The organism is Acetivibrio cellulolyticus CD2 (genome assembly GCF_000179595.2).
In the GTDB taxonomy this organism is placed as follows: domain Bacteria; phylum Bacillota; class Clostridia; order Acetivibrionales; family Acetivibrionaceae; genus Acetivibrio; species Acetivibrio cellulolyticus.
Map to the genome: position 1 here is coordinate 1,365,024 of NZ_JH556653.1, position 18,242 is coordinate 1,383,265.

Annotated in this window: 15 protein-coding genes and 2 tRNA genes; 10 read left to right on the plus strand and 7 right to left on the minus strand. The window is 36.6% G+C overall.

The genetic code is table 11. From position 1 onward, the window contains the following. Positions 1 to 159: 159 nt before the first annotated feature. The 3 genes from ACECE_RS26965 (at position 160) to ACECE_RS26970 (ending at position 2,013) form a co-directional block, all read left to right on the plus strand. Positions 160 to 573, plus strand: coding sequence for a hypothetical protein (locus tag ACECE_RS26965; protein ID WP_010246476.1), 414 nt, complete (start codon positions 160 to 162; stop codon positions 571 to 573). A 635-nt stretch (positions 574 to 1,208) separates the two neighbouring features. Then, positions 1,209 to 1,577 carry a hypothetical protein gene (locus ACECE_RS0208090; protein WP_010246477.1) on the plus strand — a complete coding sequence of 123 codons (369 nt, stop codon included), beginning with the start codon at positions 1,209 to 1,211 and terminating at the stop codon, positions 1,575 to 1,577. Between the two features lie 121 nt (positions 1,578 to 1,698). Next, entirely contained in the window at positions 1,699 to 2,013 is a 315-nt protein-coding gene (locus tag ACECE_RS26970) for a tyrosine-type recombinase/integrase (protein WP_083878450.1), read from the plus strand. Between the two features lie 76 nt (positions 2,014 to 2,089). Here ACECE_RS26970 and ACECE_RS0208105 read toward each other — a convergent pair. Together ACECE_RS0208105 and tadA are read right to left on the minus strand one after the other, a co-directional pair. After that, positions 2,090 to 2,180, minus strand: a tRNA-Ser gene (locus ACECE_RS0208105). A 10-nt stretch (positions 2,181 to 2,190) separates the two neighbouring features. Next, positions 2,191 to 2,634, minus strand: a complete 444-nt coding sequence (gene tadA / locus ACECE_RS0208110; protein WP_040428249.1) for a tRNA adenosine(34) deaminase TadA — start codon at positions 2,632 to 2,634, stop codon at positions 2,191 to 2,193. A gap of 456 nt (positions 2,635 to 3,090) precedes the next feature. On the opposite strand from tadA, the gene ACECE_RS0208115 reads away from it, so the two are divergent. Then, on the plus strand, positions 3,091 to 3,768 hold the full coding sequence (locus ACECE_RS0208115; protein WP_010246483.1) for a hypothetical protein: 678 nt from the start codon (positions 3,091 to 3,093) through the stop codon (positions 3,766 to 3,768). Here ACECE_RS0208115 and ACECE_RS0208120 read toward each other — a convergent pair. The 5 genes from ACECE_RS0208120 to gdhA all read right to left on the minus strand — a co-directional run bounded on the left by ACECE_RS0208120 (position 3,746) and on the right by gdhA (position 8,310). Then, entirely contained in the window at positions 3,746 to 4,549 is an 804-nt protein-coding gene (locus ACECE_RS0208120; protein WP_010246485.1) for an aminotransferase class IV, read from the minus strand. The genes ACECE_RS0208115 and ACECE_RS0208120 overlap by 23 nt on opposite strands. Next, positions 4,536 to 5,960 (minus strand): aminodeoxychorismate synthase component I, encoded by a 1,425-nt coding sequence (pabB, locus tag ACECE_RS0208125; RefSeq protein ID WP_010246488.1) that lies wholly within the window; start codon positions 5,958 to 5,960, stop codon positions 4,536 to 4,538. The genes ACECE_RS0208120 and pabB overlap by 14 nt, the downstream gene beginning before the upstream one ends. A gap of 164 nt (positions 5,961 to 6,124) precedes the next feature. Then, positions 6,125 to 6,201 (minus strand) — tRNA-Arg (locus tag ACECE_RS0208130). A gap of 340 nt (positions 6,202 to 6,541) precedes the next feature. Then, entirely contained in the window at positions 6,542 to 6,700 is a 159-nt protein-coding gene (locus ACECE_RS32565; RefSeq protein WP_205410167.1) for a hypothetical protein, read from the minus strand. A 269-nt stretch (positions 6,701 to 6,969) separates the two neighbouring features. Next, a complete protein-coding gene (gdhA, locus tag ACECE_RS0208140; protein WP_010246490.1) occupies positions 6,970 to 8,310 on the minus strand; it encodes an NADP-specific glutamate dehydrogenase in 1,341 nt (446 codons plus the stop codon). Positions 8,311 to 9,045: 735 nt separating this feature from the next. Here gdhA and ACECE_RS0208145 point away from each other — a divergent pair. The 6 genes from ACECE_RS0208145 to ACECE_RS0208170 all read left to right on the plus strand — a co-directional run bounded on the left by ACECE_RS0208145 (position 9,046) and on the right by ACECE_RS0208170 (position 18,163). Beyond that, on the plus strand, positions 9,046 to 9,891 hold the full coding sequence (locus tag ACECE_RS0208145; protein ID WP_010246491.1) for a sulfide/dihydroorotate dehydrogenase-like FAD/NAD-binding protein: 846 nt from the start codon (positions 9,046 to 9,048) through the stop codon (positions 9,889 to 9,891). Next, positions 9,884 to 11,275 carry an NADPH-dependent glutamate synthase gene (gene gltA, locus ACECE_RS0208150; RefSeq protein ID WP_010246493.1) on the plus strand — a complete coding sequence of 464 codons (1,392 nt, stop codon included), beginning with the start codon at positions 9,884 to 9,886 and terminating at the stop codon, positions 11,273 to 11,275. Before ACECE_RS0208145 ends, gltA begins: the two co-directional genes overlap by 8 nt. Before the next feature lie 236 nt (positions 11,276 to 11,511). Beyond that, a complete protein-coding gene (locus ACECE_RS0208155) occupies positions 11,512 to 14,637 on the plus strand; it encodes a fibronectin type III domain-containing protein (RefSeq protein WP_010246495.1) in 3,126 nt (1,041 codons plus the stop codon). A gap of 216 nt (positions 14,638 to 14,853) precedes the next feature. Continuing rightward, complete coding sequence (locus ACECE_RS0208160; RefSeq protein ID WP_010246497.1) at positions 14,854 to 15,213, plus strand: nucleotide pyrophosphohydrolase; 360 nt, start codon at positions 14,854 to 14,856, stop codon at positions 15,211 to 15,213. A 29-nt stretch (positions 15,214 to 15,242) separates the two neighbouring features. Next, positions 15,243 to 17,051: an oligoendopeptidase F gene (pepF, locus tag ACECE_RS0208165; protein ID WP_010246499.1), complete on the plus strand. Its 1,809-nt coding sequence runs from the start codon at positions 15,243 to 15,245 to the stop codon at positions 17,049 to 17,051. After that, on the plus strand, positions 17,048 to 18,163 hold the full coding sequence (locus tag ACECE_RS0208170; protein ID WP_010246501.1) for an aminopeptidase: 1,116 nt from the start codon (positions 17,048 to 17,050) through the stop codon (positions 18,161 to 18,163). The genes pepF and ACECE_RS0208170 overlap by 4 nt, the downstream gene beginning before the upstream one ends. Positions 18,164 to 18,242: the final 79 nt, after the last annotated feature.

The following is an 18,242-nucleotide window of genomic DNA, read 5'->3' on the forward strand; positions in this document are numbered from 1 at the left end:
TTTTTGATACGTGCGATACCTACACATTGCTCTTAGATGAACTCAAGTTTCAAAGGGCTCTAATACCTTTGAATTTCAGGAAATCAAAACCCTAATCTTCCGCCTATTAAATACAATGATGATGGTTGGCCACTTTGCTCTAAAGATTCTTCTGTACCAATGAAACCAAATGGCTGGAGCCGAGAAGAAGGAAGAATCGAAAGATTCAAATGGCGGTGCCCACAGGCAAAACTAATTAAAGGTAAATGGGTTACTTCTTGTGATAACCCCTGTAATGGCAAGCCTTGCGGTCGTGTAACCTTCACATCTCCTGCCATGGATAAACGCATGTATCCAGGTGTGATTAGAGGCTCTGACGAATGGATTTCTGACTACAAAATTAGGACTGTAGTAGAAAAAAACATTCAATACCTTAAGGAGCCTATGGCCTGTGGTAATCTTAAAACAAGAGACAACCTAACTATTAAAGCAGATTTATATCTCGCAGGTATCACACAACTAATTACTGTAATACTTGCAGATAAAATTCATGAGCACAAGTATATACGTAGTTTAAAACCTTTAATCGCTTGATTTACTAACTTACTCTTGAAACTTATGTCTTATACATAAGCTTATTTGTGCTGCAATTTCATCAACAAGGTTCTGGTTTTTCAGTCAAATCACTAACATATATCCCTCTTAAGTTATCAAAGTCCATTTTACATCTCTTCTAACTTTTTACATCTGATTTTTTAAGTCATTTTGCAAATGCCTAGAATGTTTATTATAGTTCTTATCAATATTGTATACTTAATTTGGTGAACATTTTGTCATGACTTTACAACATTTTGTCATAACTTTACAACATTTTGTCATAACCATCTGAAAGAGCTAATCATCTCTAGCTCACTATTCCTTCAATGCTTTTTTAGCCTTGCTACTCCTTCCTCGATCTGTGACATGCTCAATGCTCCATATCCGAGAACTAATTGGTTTTTATGATGACCCTTTACTAAAGCACAGTTTTCAACATAATCCGCTTCAACCTTAACTGTTTCGGATTCTTTATATTTAAAAAGTTTAGAAAGCGGTGTCTCTGGAGTGGGGGCATGGGGTCATCCTGCCCACATCCTCCAGCCCAAGTGCTATCGCACCCGCAAGTCGCAGAAGCAAAGGGCAGTCGCCCTAAGCTTCCGCAACTTGCTTAGGGCTGGAGGACGTCGTGAATGCAGACGTTAGGTGACAGACCATGCAAAGGCGCGGGCCGTCCTTGGCGCGGATTTACTAGGGTAAGGCTTCGCAAGCTATTCTTTGTACTTGGAACTATTGCAATTATAGTAGCTGTAGGTTTCCTGCTTCTTATAAAAGGTATTAAGATGATATTTGGTAAAGGTGAACTTGGAAAAAGGGAACTTGGAAGGGCCTTTTTAGTAATACTACTAGGAATTCTGGTATCCGGTGGAAGTTGGATAGGTGTTATAGATTTAGGTAACAAAGTTATAGTTGAACCTGTAAACAATACAATTATAGAAGAAGGCCAACAAGGAAATCAGCAAGGAAATGGAAATAGCCAGAACAATTCGCAAAAAAATTAATAACAAGGGGTGGTTGAATGAGTCCCAATCCATATTTTGAACCTCCGAGCAATTTAAATTATGGCTATTTCAGCCAGTTGTTTCAACTTGGTTTAGTAGTGCCTGCAATGATTATGGCCTTATTACTTGTTCTAATGATGGTTCACCAGTAAATCCTGGTTCTTTTAGCCATACATTTGCCAAAACACTTAAAAGGAATAACTTGCCACATATCAGATTTCACGACCTTCGCCACACAAACGCAACTTTAATGCTAAAACATAATATTTCTCCTAAAGTTGCTTCTGAGCGACTAGGGCACTCAACTATTGGTATAACATTGGATCTCTATTCCCATGTTTTAAGAGAAATGCAGGAAGATGCAGCCCAGAAAATTGATAAAGCTATTTTCAACTTTAATAGTGATGACAACAAACTTGAAGACGATAAAGATTAGAAAAGTATCGAGTGTTTGCAAATTAGTATTTGAAGCTAAAAAAGACTTTCACGTCAAACCGTAAAAGCCTTCTCATTGGCGGAGAGAGTGGGATTTGAACCCACGGAACGGTTCCCCGTTCACTCGATTTCGAGTCGAGCGCCTTCGGCCAGCTCAGCCATCTCTCCATATATAATTTTATTTATTTTTTCTTTGCCGCAATTCTTTGAAAAAGTCCTTTAAAATCATTGAACACTCTTCCATAAGCAATCCGTAGAAAACTTCAACCTTGTGATTAAACTTCTCTACACCCAATATATCAACAACAGAACCAACTGCGCCTGCTTTTGGATCGGGCGTACCTATAAAAAGTCTTCCGACTCTTGCCTGAATAATTGCTCCTGCACACATTGCACAAGGCTCTAGAGTAACATACAGGTCACAATCGTTAAGTCTCCAGGTATTCAGCTTCTTACAAGCTTTTTTTATAGCAGATATCTCAGCATGAAGGGTTGGATCATTTTTCATTTCCTTCTCGTTGTGTCCCCTCGATATTATCACGCCATCTTTAACTATAACTGCACCAACCGGAGTCTCATCCTTCTTATAAGCCTTTTTAGCTTCCTTTAAAGCCTCTTTCATAAAAAGGTAACCTTGTTCCAATTAAAACGCTCCTAAAAAGCATTATTGCTAATAAATTATAACTAAAATTAGTATTATTGTCAAATCCATTGTACGTAAAATTCCAAGTAATAATTACCACATAAAAATCAATTTGGCAAAACCATTACCTTATTTGATACATATTAGTAAAGTGTTGTATTTAGGGAATGAAGAATTTGAGCTTAGCATAGATACTTAAGAATTTAAAAGACTTTATTAATATCCATAAATGTTATAAAATAAATAAGCAGCTAATCAAGCATACAGTATAGACACAAATAGCTCAATAGCAATAAGGTTAAAAATTCATGACATACTTGAGGATCAAGTTACTTCCCATGTAATGATCTTCACGATAGTTGATAACAACCGGATTCTTGAGGAATTCGATGTTAAAATATAAGCAAAATTTAGCCAGGAAGGGGCAAAAAACAAATGAAATTATTCAATATTATTATGGTGTCACTAATACTCTCGATAGCTTTGTGTAGCTGTTCCAACACCAAAAACGGCCAAACTCCTAAAGCTTCAAATAGAGTTGAAAGTACTGCACCAAGCAATTCTGAAGCAACAGCAGGTAAACCCGAAAATTCCCCTGCAAACAAACAGGAAAATACAACTGCGAGCGCAACACAAGCTCCGAATAATTCTACAGAAAGCAAAGATAATGATTATTCATCAGTTGGTTTTGACCTTATGAATAACGACTCTGTAGGCTCCCTTAAGTATAACTTAAGCTCGGATGATGTTGTAAAAGCTTTAGGAGAACCTGAAGAAAAAACCAAATTCCAAGTCTGGGGATCTGATGGCAAGGAACACCAAACCTGGATTTACGGTGCAAAGGGAATTCTTTTAGACGTTGTAAAAACTGAAAATACTGCTGCTATATACTCCATAGACATCAGTAATCCATGCACCTTTAAAACAACTCGCCAAATCGGTATAGGAAGTAAACGAGCTGATGTTCTTAATGCCTATAAAAATGAAATAAACCCTGCTGAAAATAAGGAGGGCTCAGCATTGATTGTTGCAGGCAGCATATACGGTGGTATAGTCTTTACCTTTGAGAACGATTCTGTTTCGGAAATATTCATAGGTGCAAGCGCAGAATAAGAGCAAGTTTTTTTGTAACATAATCACATATTTCACTATTGATACACTTTGCGCCAATGGATTTAACACGCATTATTCCCATAGCTGAATTTGTAACAAAAACTTCATCTGCGTCTATGAAATCATTAAAACTGTAAAATCCTTCTCTGCACTCAATATTTTGCCGGCCTGCTTCCGCAATAACCCATTCTCTAATTACACCGGGAAGCAGGCCGCACTTTAAATCAGGCGTATGAATGGTATTGCCTTTTACAAAAAATATATTACTCTTGGCGGTTTCTGTAACATTTGCTGACGAGTTCATAAAAAGAATATCGTCGAACCCATCTACAATAGCCTTGTTCATCAAAACAAAATTTTCTAGGTAATTTGATGTCTTGTGCCTTAAAATTACTGAGTTCTCACTTTTCCTTATATCTGACAGCATCAGCTTGCACCCGGCAGTTATTTTTTCTTCTGTATACGTATTTTTACGGCAAGAAAATGTTATTCGTGGTGTTAGGCTTTTTTGGCTATTTCCGGCACTAAGCGTCATCCTTAAAATAGTATCTGAAATCAAGTTTTCTTTTATATACAAAATCACCGTATTAATCAACTCATCTTTTGACATTTTATGCTCTATACCAAAGAATTCAGCTGACTTCAGCATACGCTCAATGTGCTTTTCCAGCAGAAAGACTTTTCCGTTTTCCATAACGCAAAATGTCTCAAATATACTGAAACCGTATAAAAACCCATAGTCATATGCACTTATAAGATCATTTGTATTATCTATAATCATATTTTCCACCACCTAAAACCTCTAGCACTTTTTCGCCCTTATGAAGAGTTTCTTCATACTCCTTTATAGGATCCGAATCCCAGACAATTCCGCCGCCTACGCTAAAATAAGCTCTATTATTCTTAATCAAAATGGTTCTTATGGCTATATTTAAGTCAACAGTTCCGTCAAAACCTATAAAGCCTATTGACCCCGTATAAATGTTCCTCTTAAAAGGCTCAAGTTCTTCAATTATTTCCATAGCTCTTATTTTTGGAGCTCCAGTTATAGACCCTCCGGGGAATGCTGCATATATACAGTCTATAATGTCCAGGTCTTCCTCTATCTTCCCTGATACGGTTGAAACAGTATGAAATACATTGGCATATTCCTCAACCTCTGCATTTCTTTCAACAACAACACTGCCAATTTCACAAATCCTGCCCAAATCATTTCTTTCAAGATCAACAATCATTGTAAGCTCAGCTTTATCCTTTGCGCTTTCCATAAGCTCCTTTTTTAAATTAAAATCCTCTTCCCCATTCCTTCCCCTTGGTCTCGTCCCCTTTATAGGTCTGGTCTCAATCCTATTTCCTTCTAATTTGATAAGTCTCTCAGGGGATGTGCTGATTACCTGAATATCCTCAAAATTCAAATAAGCTGAGAATTGTGCAGGAGAATTCCTACGAAGCTTGAAATACAGTTCCTGCGGCTCATTATGTATATCCATTTCAAAACGCTGTGAAAGGTTAACTTGAAATATATCGCCGTTTCTTATATACTCTTTAGCTTTCTCAACAGTCCTTATATAATCTTCTCTGCTGAAGTTCGAACGCATATTTGTGCATATCTTTACATTCATTTTTTCATAATCTACTGCGTCCTTAATTTGAATTATCTCATGCAAAACGTCTTTAACACTATCCAAATTTGCCCTTGCAGCTTCCTCTTTCGGACTATTAACCCCAAAGGATGCACCTATTGCATATATCCACCCATTTATATGGTCAATAATTATTGCCTTATTATAAAAACCCAAAGTAATATCATTAATATTCAAATCATCAATAGCTACTTTGGGAAGCTCCTCTATAAAATTTACAATATCATAAGAAAAAAATCCTATACAACCTCCGCAAAAAGGCACTTCTTTATGACCATTTTCTATTCTGTATTCACTAATGTATTTTCTTAATATCTCAAGTGGATTTCCGTGTATAATAATATCTTTATTGATCTTTATAGTACTTCCCTTTGATTCAAATACCATAAACGGATCAAATGCAATAACAGTAAATTTTCCTATGTCAGCTGACTTTAAAGAACTATCCAGTATCACAGCATTAGGTCTTGCTGCGAAAAAACTAAGAATTAATTCTTCCTTTTCATATTTAATGTTAAGCTTTTCTACTAAGCTTATTTCCTTTTCCAAATTTATGCACCTTTATCTATTAAATTTGATTGATTTTATTAAGAATCACTTTAAAAAGTCTTACATAATAGTTCCAAATTGTCAATACATAACTATGCTTAAAGGTTTTAATATGTTATCAATATAACAAAAGCCGCTAACCTATACGGCTAACGACTTCTAACTGGTGTGCCCAAGAGGATTCGAACCTCCGGCCTGCGGTTTAGGAAACCGACGCTCTATCCTGCTGAGCTATGGGCACATATAATATCAACGGAATTAAATTATAGATCATATAATTCAATTTGTCAATCCCCAATATCCGTTATTTTTTCCCAGCACTTTATTCTTCTCATCCCGGTGTTCTCAATACTGGCAAATATTCAGATACTGATTTACACATTAAAAAATCAGGTCAAGAAATTTCTTGATTTCATAATCTCTTGACCACACACTTACCGAACAATGCTATAAGCTCATTGATGAACAAGCTGACATCTATTCATATCTATTAGACGTTCATATAATAGACGGCAATATTCCCAAAAGCTTACCCGCAATATGTACTTCAAAACAAGTCGGTATTGATTAGATTAAAAAGTTTATTCTTCGTTTTCCGGGCAGTAATTCGAGCAATTTTGCTCCTGACTGCCATCGCAACAATATTTCTGTCCTGAGATTTTACAGTAGTATCCACAAGGCTTGGAAACTTCAAAAAAAACAAGGTTTTCACACAAATAACAGTTATCAGAAATATGCATTTTTTTCGCCCTCCGTTGGGTAAATTATTTTCAACATCTTTGTTGAGTTAAAAAATAAACTTAATAAAAAGAAATGTTCCTAATAACAGAATAATATATTTATATTTACTAATCAATATACTTTCCGAAAGTTAAATATTTATCAATAAATAAAATTTTAAAAATCTTTCGCACTACTCGATTTTAGGGCATTTGCTTAGAAAATTCATAAAATACAAAAAGACGCAGCTTAATTTTTTAAGCCGCGCCCTTTATATTAGAACTTAAAATTAGTATGCAATACCTTGAGCGTACATTGCATCAGCAACTTTTAAGAATCCAGCTATGTTTGCACCTACAACGAGGTTGTCTTCTTGGCCGTAATCTTTAGCAGCCTTGCTTGCACTCTTATAGATATTAACCATGATATCTTTAAGTTTTGCATCAACTTCTTCAAATGTCCATGAATATCTCATGCTGTTCTGGCACATTTCAAGACCTGAAGTAGCAACTCCACCAGCATTTGCTGCTTTAGCTGGTCCAAATACTACTTTGTTCTTCAAGAATACTTCAATAGCTTCTGGAGTTGATGGCATATTAGCACCTTCTCCTACTGCCCAGCATCCGTTAGCAACAAGAGTCTTTGCACTAGCTTCATCAATTTCGTTTTGTGTTGCACTTGGAAGAGCTATATCACACTTGATGGACCAGATTCCTGCACATCCTTCAGTGTATTTTGCATTTGGATGATATTTAACGTATTCGCTTATTCTCTTTCTTTCTACTTCTTTGATCTGTTGAACAGTATCAAGTTTGATTCCGTCTGGATCATAGATATATCCGTTTGAATCGCTTAATGCAACAACTTTACCACCTAATTGGTGAACCTTTTGAGTTGCATATATAGCAACGTTACCTGAACCGGAAACAACAACTGTTGCACCTTTAAAGGATTTGCCTTTTATTTGTGTCATAGCTTCATCCATGAAGTAGCAGAGACCATAACCTGTAGCTTCTGTTCTTGCAAGACTTCCACCCCAGTTTAATCCCTTACCTGTCAATACTCCTGTGAAGTCGTTTTTCATTTTCTTGTACATTCCGAACATGTATCCGATTTCACGGCCGCCAACACCGATATCACCTGCAGGTACGTCAGTGTTTTCACCTATATGTTTAGCCAATTCGAACATAAAGCTTTGGCAGAATCTCATTATTTCTCCGTCTGATTTTCCTTTAGGATCGAAGTCACTTCCACCTTTACCTCCGCCCATAGGCAATCCTGTTAATGAGTTCTTCAAAATTTGTTCGAATCCTAAGAACTTGATTATACCAAGATAAACTGATGGGTGGAATCTCAAACCACCTTTGTAAGGTCCGATAGCACTATTGAACTGTACTCTGAAACCTCTATTTACCTGAACATTACCATTGTCATCTACCCATGGCACTCTGAACATGATTTGTCTTTCAGGCTCAACTATTCTGTCAAATACTCCAGCTTTAACCCATTCAGGATGCTTTTCAGCAACTGGCTCCAATGATTCTAATACTTCCCTAACTGCTTGATGAAATTCTAACTCGTTAGGATTTCTTTTTACTACTCTCTCCATAACACTACCAAGTATTTTCATTTAAAAACCCTCCTAAAAAATAATATTCATATATATGGGCAATTGCTTTTTAGGCAAATTACTTTTAATATTATTAACATATATAACAAAAAAAACCTGGCAAAAACATCAAAAACACATGGTTCGATTTTGCTATAAAAATTCTACGATTCCATATAAATTAAGCCTACCTTAAGCAGTCAAAACAACATACATCATTGCATATCGTGTACGGCATACTACGTCGTATACCCCAAAATTAAAATTTGGGGATTTTTAAAGAATATTTATAAGATATTAAATCAATCGAATTATACCAAATACACGCAAAAATTGCAAGAGATTATCTGCAAAAATTCAAAATACTTTAATGCAAGACCAGTTACTTCCACTTGCAAAACCTGTATCTTAATGAATTCAAGGTCTCAACCCCTTTTTGTTGTATTTTTCACAAACACCCCTTTTAAAATTATGCAAGGTATTGCGAAAATAACTTTCATTTTTACACATCTATTTTTAGTTATAATGAGAAAATAACTTACTTTATAATTTTGCTACAATACGCATGATTCGCATGGGTGTTCCATAGAAAAGCGTAAGTAATTTTTCATTCATGCCTTAGCAAAAGTTATCCAAAACTCCCAATCTAAAATTTTTAAATACAATTTACAAATATTTGTAACAAAAAGCACTTAAATAATCTACAGAAAAATGATAAAATGGATTAAAAATATAGCTTCTTATGGAGGTTTAAAAATGTTCAGGATAATGAGGAAACAAACATTAAATTCTTCCGTTAAACTGTTGGAAGTTGAAGCCCCTCTCGTGGCAAGGAAAGCAGAACCAGGTCAATTTATTATTTTAAGAGTATGCGACGAAGGAGAACGAATTCCTTTAACCATAGCAGATTACAATCGTGAAAAGGGTACCGTAACTATAATATTTCAAGAAGTCGGTAAAACAACCAGGATTCTCGGAGCCTTAGAAGAAGGCGATACCATTCTTGACTTTGTTGGACCTTTAGGAGTTGCCTCACACTTAGAAGGGGTGAAAAAGGCTGCAGTTATTGGCGGGGGTCTTGGATCAGCAATCGCCTTCCCACAGGCAAAGAAGCTTCACAGTTTAGGCGCTGAAGTTGATTCAATAGCTGGATTTAGAAACAAGGATCTCATAATTCTAGAAGAAGAGTTGAAGGCTGTAAGCAATAGAGTTTTTATAACAACCGATGACGGCTCAAATGGAAATAAAGGCTTTGTAACAGACGTATTAAAAAAACTCATTGAAGAGGGAAATAAATATGATATGGTAATTGCCATTGGGCCTCTCATTATGATGAAGGTTGTAAGTAACCTAACAAAACAATATGGCATAAAGACAATAGTAAGTATGAATCCGGTGATGGTTGACGGAACCGGTATGTGCGGAGGATGTCGTGTAACAGTCGGTGGCAAAACAAAATTTGCCTGTGTAGATGGCCCTGACTTTGACGGCCATGAAGTTGACTTTGATGAAGCTATGAGAAGGCAGCTTATGTATAAAAAAGAGGAAAAGAGTTCGCTTGAGGAACACGAATGTAGATTGCGAGGTGCTAATAATGCCTAATATGTCACCAAAAAAAGTTCAAATGCCTGAGCAGGAACCTGATGTAAGAAACAGAAATTTCCTCGAAGTGGCGTTGGGGTATAATGAGGATATGGCAAAAGAAGAGGCCCAAAGGTGTCTTCAGTGTAAGCACAGGCCTTGTGTTGAAGGATGCCCGGTTAATGTACAGATACCTGATTTTATAAAGCTGGTTGCTGACGGTAAATTTGAAGAAGCCTATGAAAAGATCAGAGAAACCAACAGCCTTCCTGCTATTTGCGGCAGAGTGTGCCCTCAGGAAACTCAGTGTGAGCAACTATGTGTACGAGCTAAGAAAGGCGATTCTGTTGGTATTGGAAGACTTGAAAGATTCACAGCCGATTGGTACATGGCAAATAAAGATCCAAAAGAAGTAACGGTTCAAAAACTTAATAAGAAGGTTGCCATAGTCGGCTCAGGTCCGGCAGGAATTAGCTGTGCAGGTGACCTTGCGAAAATGGGATATGACATTACAATCTTTGAAGCCTTTCACACACCTGGTGGTGTATTAATGTATGGAATTCCCGAATTCAGGCTTCCGAAATCCCTGGTACAAAAAGAAATTCAAACTGTTAAAAATCTTGGTGTTGATATAAAAACAAATATGGTTATCGGAAAGGTATTTACACTTGATGAACTTATGGAAGAAGGCTATAAAGCTATATTTATAGGCTCTGGAGCCGGCCTTCCCAGCTTTATGGGTATAGAAGGTGAAAATCTCAATGGCGTATACTCAGCTAATGAATTTCTTACAAGAATAAACCTTATGAAAGCTTACAAATTCCCTGATTGTGATACACCTGTGAAGGTCGGCAAATCAGTTGCCGTTGTCGGTGGCGGTAATGTTGCCATGGATGCTGCAAGAAGTGCGAAAAGGCTGGGAGCTGAAAATGTATATATCATTTACAGACGTTCCGAGTCTGAAATGCCCGCAAGACTAGAAGAAGTTCACCATGCAAAGGAAGAGGGCATAGTTTTCAAACTCCTTACAAACCCAACAAAAATTATCGGAACTGAAGATGGCTGGGTAAAAGGTATGGAATGTATTGAAATGGAACTTGGTGAACCCGATGCCTCCGGCAGGAGAAAGCCGGCACCAAAAAAAGGCTCCGAGCATATTGTTGATGTTGAAACGGTTATAATTGCTATAGGTCAAAGCCCAAATCCGCTTATTACCTCTACGACTCCAGGTCTGGATACACAAAAGTGGGGCGGCATAATTGCGCATGAAGAAACGGGTGCAACCAGCAAAATTGGTGTCTTCGCAGGTGGAGATGCAGTAACCGGTGCTGCAACTGTTATTCTCGCCATGGGAGCCGGCAAAAAGGCTGCTAAAGCAATAGATGAGTATATTAAGAACAAATAGTTTTATAAAATTTAATTTAGATAGCTATGACTAAAGGGGCGTTTAAAGACTTCGCAGGCAAATTTTATTTGCTGGCACCTTCAGTCATAGCTATTTTTAAATTTGCAAAAAATCTATTCAAAATGATGCCATTAACTTTTATTCAAATTTCTTCGATAAAACTGTTATAGAATCAATTTCTATTTTTCCAATTAGATGCTTTTGATTTCTATAATCTATACCAGCGAGGGATGGTCATGGCTAATAACTCTACTATATATAAGCTGATAAAAATATTTTTGATACTAATAGCAGCAATGACCGTATTGGTTGCTGCCAGTATTACTGCTAAAGCTGAATTTACTCTTTCAACCAGTAATGCAATTGCACATTCTGATACGCAGATAAACTTAAGCTGGACTTCTGTTGCAGACTCCGTTTATTATAAAGTATCGAGAAATAATGTACTGGTCGCTAGTATAGATATTGACACCGAAAGGAATTTCTTAAGTTATATTGACACAGATCTGTCACCCCAAACTTCCTATAATTATGCAATTGCTGCTGTAGACTCTGATGGAAATGTTATTAAAACGGTTAATGGCAGCGCTATAACAACTCAGATGGAAGCACCTTCAATTGCGTCTTCATTCGTAGATTTAAACAAAAAATCTGTAACCCTGACCTGGGTGAACAACTCTCAGGCTGTCTCTTCTACCTCGGTTATAAAACTTGGCGAAGGCATGATATCTACCTTGAGCAATGATGGAACTTCAATTACTTTTATAGATTCATCTTTAAATGCAAATACCACGGTCCAGTATGAAATTATGTCCAGTGATGGAAAGGGCCATTTCTCTCCCCGTTCAACTTCAGTAACCATAAAACCTGTAGAAATACCATACATTAAAGCTGCATTAGATAATAGAATCAGCACAATTTCATGGGATTCCAATTCAAACATATCTTATTTTGAGTTGCAGCGTTCGAAATACCAGGAGAATTCCTGGGGTTCATGGGAGACTATTGCAGAAGAAATCAAATCAAATAGTACCAGCATTACCGATACACTCGCCGGAGATGGCACGTTCAGGTATCGTCTGAGTTTAGACACCAAAACATTCACAGGTTATAGTAATATTTCAAATCCTGTTACAAGTCTTTTTTCTCCTACAGATCTACAGTGCGTACCTGTCAGTGTAGGCAGAATAGACTTAAACTGGACTAATCCCTCAGGAAATGATTATAATCTAAAAGTAGAACGAAAAAAAGAGTCCGGCAACTACTCTATTCTGGCCATACTGGATAGCAATATTACAACTTACTCCGATACTAAAAATGTCGAGCTCAATACAGTTTATTCTTATATAATTACTGCATATAACGCAAAAGGCAGCTCCGCATCAACCTCAGAGTACTACATTTTTACCGGTGTACCTGTTCCGGCTTATTCACTGAAAGCAGATATGTTGTCCGCCACCAAAGTAACATTAAATTGGGAAGACGATTCAGATAATGAACTTGGTTTCATAGTTGAAAGAAGGACAGATTCGTCAAGCTTCACCAAAATTGCAACCGTAGCAGCTAACGTAACCCAATATACAGATGGCACATTGTCAGTTGAAAATACTTATACCTATAGAGTCATACCTTATAATCCTTACGGCAATGCCGAAATATACTCAAATGAGTTATCAGTTTCAACTTCTTTGCTAAAAGACTCACCAGCTTCATTGACAGCTTCTCCGATCTCGACAAGCCAAATAAAACTAGCCTGGGTATATGCAGACGCAACAAACTACAGCACTGCTATAGAGCGAAAAATGGGCTCAAGCGGAAGTTGGGAAATAATAACCACCCTGCCTGCAGGCTTTACAAGTTACAATGATACTGGCCTTTCTGCCAACAACCAATATAGCTATAGAGTTAAAACTGTCATAGATGACAATATATATTCAAAACCATATCCCAATACAGAAACTGGAGTATCATCACATACAAAACTATTGGCACCTCAAAATCCTATTGCAGTATGGAGCTCTGCAAACACAGTCAAATTAACATGGCTTAACACACCGTATGGAGCAGAATATTTTCTTATTGAAAGAAAAACTGCTGACGGATCTTTTGTAGTTGCAGACAAATCCTTATCTGATGATGGAACTACATGGTATAACTTGGGTCTAAAATCCGGAACAACTTACACCTACAGACTAAAATCAGTAAATGGGAAGTACAGTTCAGATTATACTGAGGAAATAACGGTTGAAGGAGTTAAAATTACACCTCCTTCAGGCCTAAAAGCTACAATTACATCAGAAACTGAAATAAATCTCACATGGGATGATAATTCCAGCAATGAAACAAATTTTAAAATTGAAAAAAAATCTGATGCTAATGATATCTGGAATGAAATCGGCAATTTAAAAGCTAACACAACCAGCTATTCTATTGATAACCTTAAATCAGATACATTGTACACTTTCAGAGTAACAGCCAATAATTCAACTTATTATATAAGCTCAACCAGTGAGGAATGTGAGGTATCTATAAAAACTTTGGCACCCCCATCCAATCTAACTGCTAAAGCAATCTCCTCATCAGGAATTACTCTTGAATGGACTGACAACTCAACTGGAGAAGAAGGTTTTATTGTGGAACGCAAATCCGCCGGAAGTGATTTTGTTGAAGTTGCAAGGACCGGTTCAAACATTGTAAAGTATATGGACACTAACCTTCAGGCAGGCAAAGAATATTATTATAAAGTAAAGGCTTTTAATGGCACTTTATATACATACTATACTAACATTGGAACTGCATATACCAACGCTCCTAAAACCTTTAATGATATAAATTCTGTTCCATGGGCAAAAAAAGCTATTGAAAATCTCGCAGGAAGAGATATAATAAGAGGTAAGTCAACAGAAAAAAATATTTTTGCCCCAAATGACAAAATAACCAGAGCAGAGTTTATAAACATAGTGGTTATTAGTCTGCAATTCAGTAAAACTCCAGTCGGTACTTTTAAAGATGTAAAACCTGAGCATTGGTTTTATAAAAATGTTATTATTGCTAAAAATATGGGTATTGTATCCGGAATTGGCGATGGTTTATTTTATCCCAATGAACCTATTAAGAGGGAAGATATGGCTGTTATATTGACCAGAGCCTTGAAAATATCCGGCAATCCGCTCCCAAACCATGATGTAAGTATACTCGACAAGTATTCAGATAAAAATAATATATCAGATTACGCACTTTTAAGTATGTCCATGTTAAACGGCGAAAAAATAATTAATGGAAAGAGCAGTGCAACTCTTGCTCCAAAGGATTACGCAACTAGAGCTGAGGCTGCTGTTATCCTGTATAATATTTTATATTAGAATTATCCTGTTTTAACCTTTATATTTAGAAAATAAATTTATTAAGCTTATGTACTACTTAACTCCCCTAATAAAATCTTAATTTTGCAACCTGTATATATAAAAATCAATGGGTTGCTCTTTTTTTGTTTTTTTTGTTATAATTATCTTTTATCCTTGGATAATATAGTATGGTAGGATATAATTGTAAGAAGAGAATAGCGGAGGATAGCTTGTATGAATAAAGTAGACTTGACCGAATCAATGGAAATGTTAATAAAATTCAGGTCCGAACGTGAATGGTCCCAGTTCCATACACCCAAAAATTTGGCTATGTCTGTTGCAATTGAATCTGCAGAGCTTATGGAGCATTTTCAGTGGAAAAATGAAGAAGAAACTAAACAATATTTGTCATCTCAAAATAACCTTGAAAAAGTCAAGGAAGAAATTGCAGATACAATATCCTACCTTCTGCTTCTATCTACTGACCTTGGGATTGATCTTAACCAGACCGTACTTGATAAAATTAAAAAGAATGAAGAAAAATATCCCGTTGCCAAGTGCAAAGGGAGAAACAATAAATATAACGAACTATAATTTATATATCCATATAAGGAGGCGTAATTATGTCAGCTATGAATTCGAAAGCTCTTCCTAAAAGAGATGAAATTGATGAAAAATACAAATGGAATCTCGGTGATATGTACCAATCCATTGACAAATGGGAAAATGACTTAAAAACTGTAAAGCAACTTATAGAACAAATTGTTAAATATAAGGGCACATTGGTTAATGGCCCGGAAATACTTCTTGAATGCTTAAAGGCAAGCAATGAAATGATGGCACTGAATGATATGATATATGTGTATGCTCGCATGAAAAGAGACGAAGATAATGGGAACCCAACCTATCAGGCACTTTCAGATAGGGCCTCAACGCTTTCTACAGAAGTGTATGCTTCCATCTCATTCATCGTTCCCAAAATTACTTCCATACCACAGGATGTTTTGGAAAGTTTTATAAGCAGCAGTGAAGGACTTAAAGTTTACAGGCAGTTTTTCAATGAAATAGTAAGACAAAAGGAGCATATTCTATCCGAAAAGGAAGAAGAAATCCTGGCTCTTTCGTCAGAAATGGCAAGCTCATCCCGAGATATATTTACCATGTTTAACAATGCAGATTTAAAATTTCCGTTTATAAAGGATGAAAACGGCGAGGATATAGAGCTGACCAAGGGTAGATATACCAAGTTTCTTGAAAGTGAAGACAGAAGAGTCAGAAAAGATGCTTTTACAGCCCTTTATGACACTTACGGCAAATTTAGTAATACACTTGCAACTTCATTGACAGGCAATATGAAAGCAAATAAATTTTATTCTACCGTAAGCAAGTACAAGTCATCTTTAGAAGCATCGCTCGATGCAGACAATATAAGCCAGGAAGTATATGATAACTTGATAGATACTGTAAATAACAACCTTCCTCTGCTGCACAGATACCTCAAACTTCGCAGAAAAGCTTTAAAACTAGAGGAATTGCATATGTATGACCTGTATGTACCTATTGTTAAAGAATCAAAGAAGAATATTCCTTATGAAGAAGCACTAAAATTAGTAGAACAAGGACTCTCTCCCATGGGTGATGAATACATAGGCTATTTGAAAGAAGGTTTTAATTCAGGTTGGGTAGACGTTTTTGAAAATCAGGGCAAGACCAGCGGAGCCTATTCTTGGGGAGCATATAAATCCCACCCTTATGTTCTTTTAAACTATCAGGGAACAATAAATGATGTCTTCACTATTGCCCATGAAATGGGGCACGCTCTCCATTCTTACTATACAAACAAGACTCAACCCTATGTCTATTCTGAATATAAAATATTTGTTGCAGAAGTAGCCTCAACGGTAAACGAGTCTCTGCTAATGGAGCATCTCCTAAAAAACACAAGCAGTAAGGAAGAAAAAGCCTACCTTCTGAACCATTACCTTGAGCAGTTTAGAGGTACTATTTTCAGGCAAGTTATGTTTGCAGAATTTGAAAAGATAACACACTCCAATCTTCAAGACGGTGAGGCTCTCACGGCAGACGTACTAAGCAATATATATCTTGATCTTAACAAAAAATACTTTGAAGCAGAAGTCAGTGTGGACGATGCTATTAAAATGGAATGGGCTCGCATTCCCCACTTTTATACAAGTTTCTATGTTTATAAGTATGCAACCGGTTTTTCATCTGCTGTTGCTATTTCCAATATGATTTTAAATGAGGGTAAACCTGCCATTGACCGATATAAGGAGTTTTTAAAAGGTGGAAGTTCAGACTATCCTTTAGATCTTTTGAAAAGGGCTGGAGTTGACCTGTATACTCCAAAACCAGTACAGGATGCATTAGACGTATTTGAAAAAATATTGACCGAATTGGAGGCACTTATATGAAAGACCCTCGTATAGCACAATTGGCGTATAATTTAATAAACTATTCTGTAGAGTTAAAACCAGGTGAAAATATTCTTATTGAGTGTATAGGTGATGGTTATGCCCTTGCCAAAGAACTTGTCAAACAGACCTATGAGGCTGGAGGCGTTCCGTTCCTCACAATAAAAAACAACGAACTCCTAAGAGTACTTTTAAGTGACTGTACAGAAGAGCAAATAAAAAGAACTGCCTCATATGAGATCTCACGCATGAAGGATATGAACGCCTATATAGGAATAAGGGCTGGCGAGAATGTCAGTGAACTCGGTGCGGTACCTCAAAATAAAATGAAAATATATATGGAACATTACTCCAAACCTCTCCATTCAGACCTTAGAGTAAAGCATACCAAATGGTGTATTTTAAGATACCCCAACAGCTCAATGTCACAACTTGCAAATATGCCTACCGAGTATTTTGAAGACTTTTACTTTAAAGTATGCAACCTTGACTATTCAAAGATGTCCAAAGCTATGGACAGTCTTGTTAAAGTCATGGAACGGACAGATAAAGTACGGCTTATCGCAAAAGATACCGATCTGACCTTTTCCATCAAGGGGCTTCCTGCAATAAAATGTGACGGAAAACTTAATATTCCCGATGGTGAAGTATTTACAGCTCCTGTAAAAGCTTCCGTAAACGGTATTATTACTTATAACACCCCTGCAGTATATCAGGGCGTTACCTATGAAAATATACGTCTGGAATTTAAAGATGGCCGGATAATAAACGCTACTGCAAATGACACAAAAAGAATAAATCAGATATTCGACACTGATGAAGGTGCCAGATTTGTTGGAGAGTTCGCCATTGGTGTAAATCCGTTTATTGAAACGCCTATGAAGGATACACTCTTCGATGAAAAGATTAAGGGAAGCATACATTTTACTCCAGGGAGCTGCTATGACGAATGTGACAACGGTAATAATTCAGCCATTCACTGGGATCTTGTTCTCATACAGAGGCCTGAGTATGGCGGCGGAGAAATTTGGTTTGATGATGTCCTTATCAGAAAAGATGGCATTTTTGTAATTGATGAGCTTAAATGCTTGAATCCTGAAAACCTGATTTAGTGATAAAAAATTTATAAGTCATACAAAGATCCTGCTTAAGTCGCTTAAGTAGGATCTTTTATATGCCCTAAAAGACAAA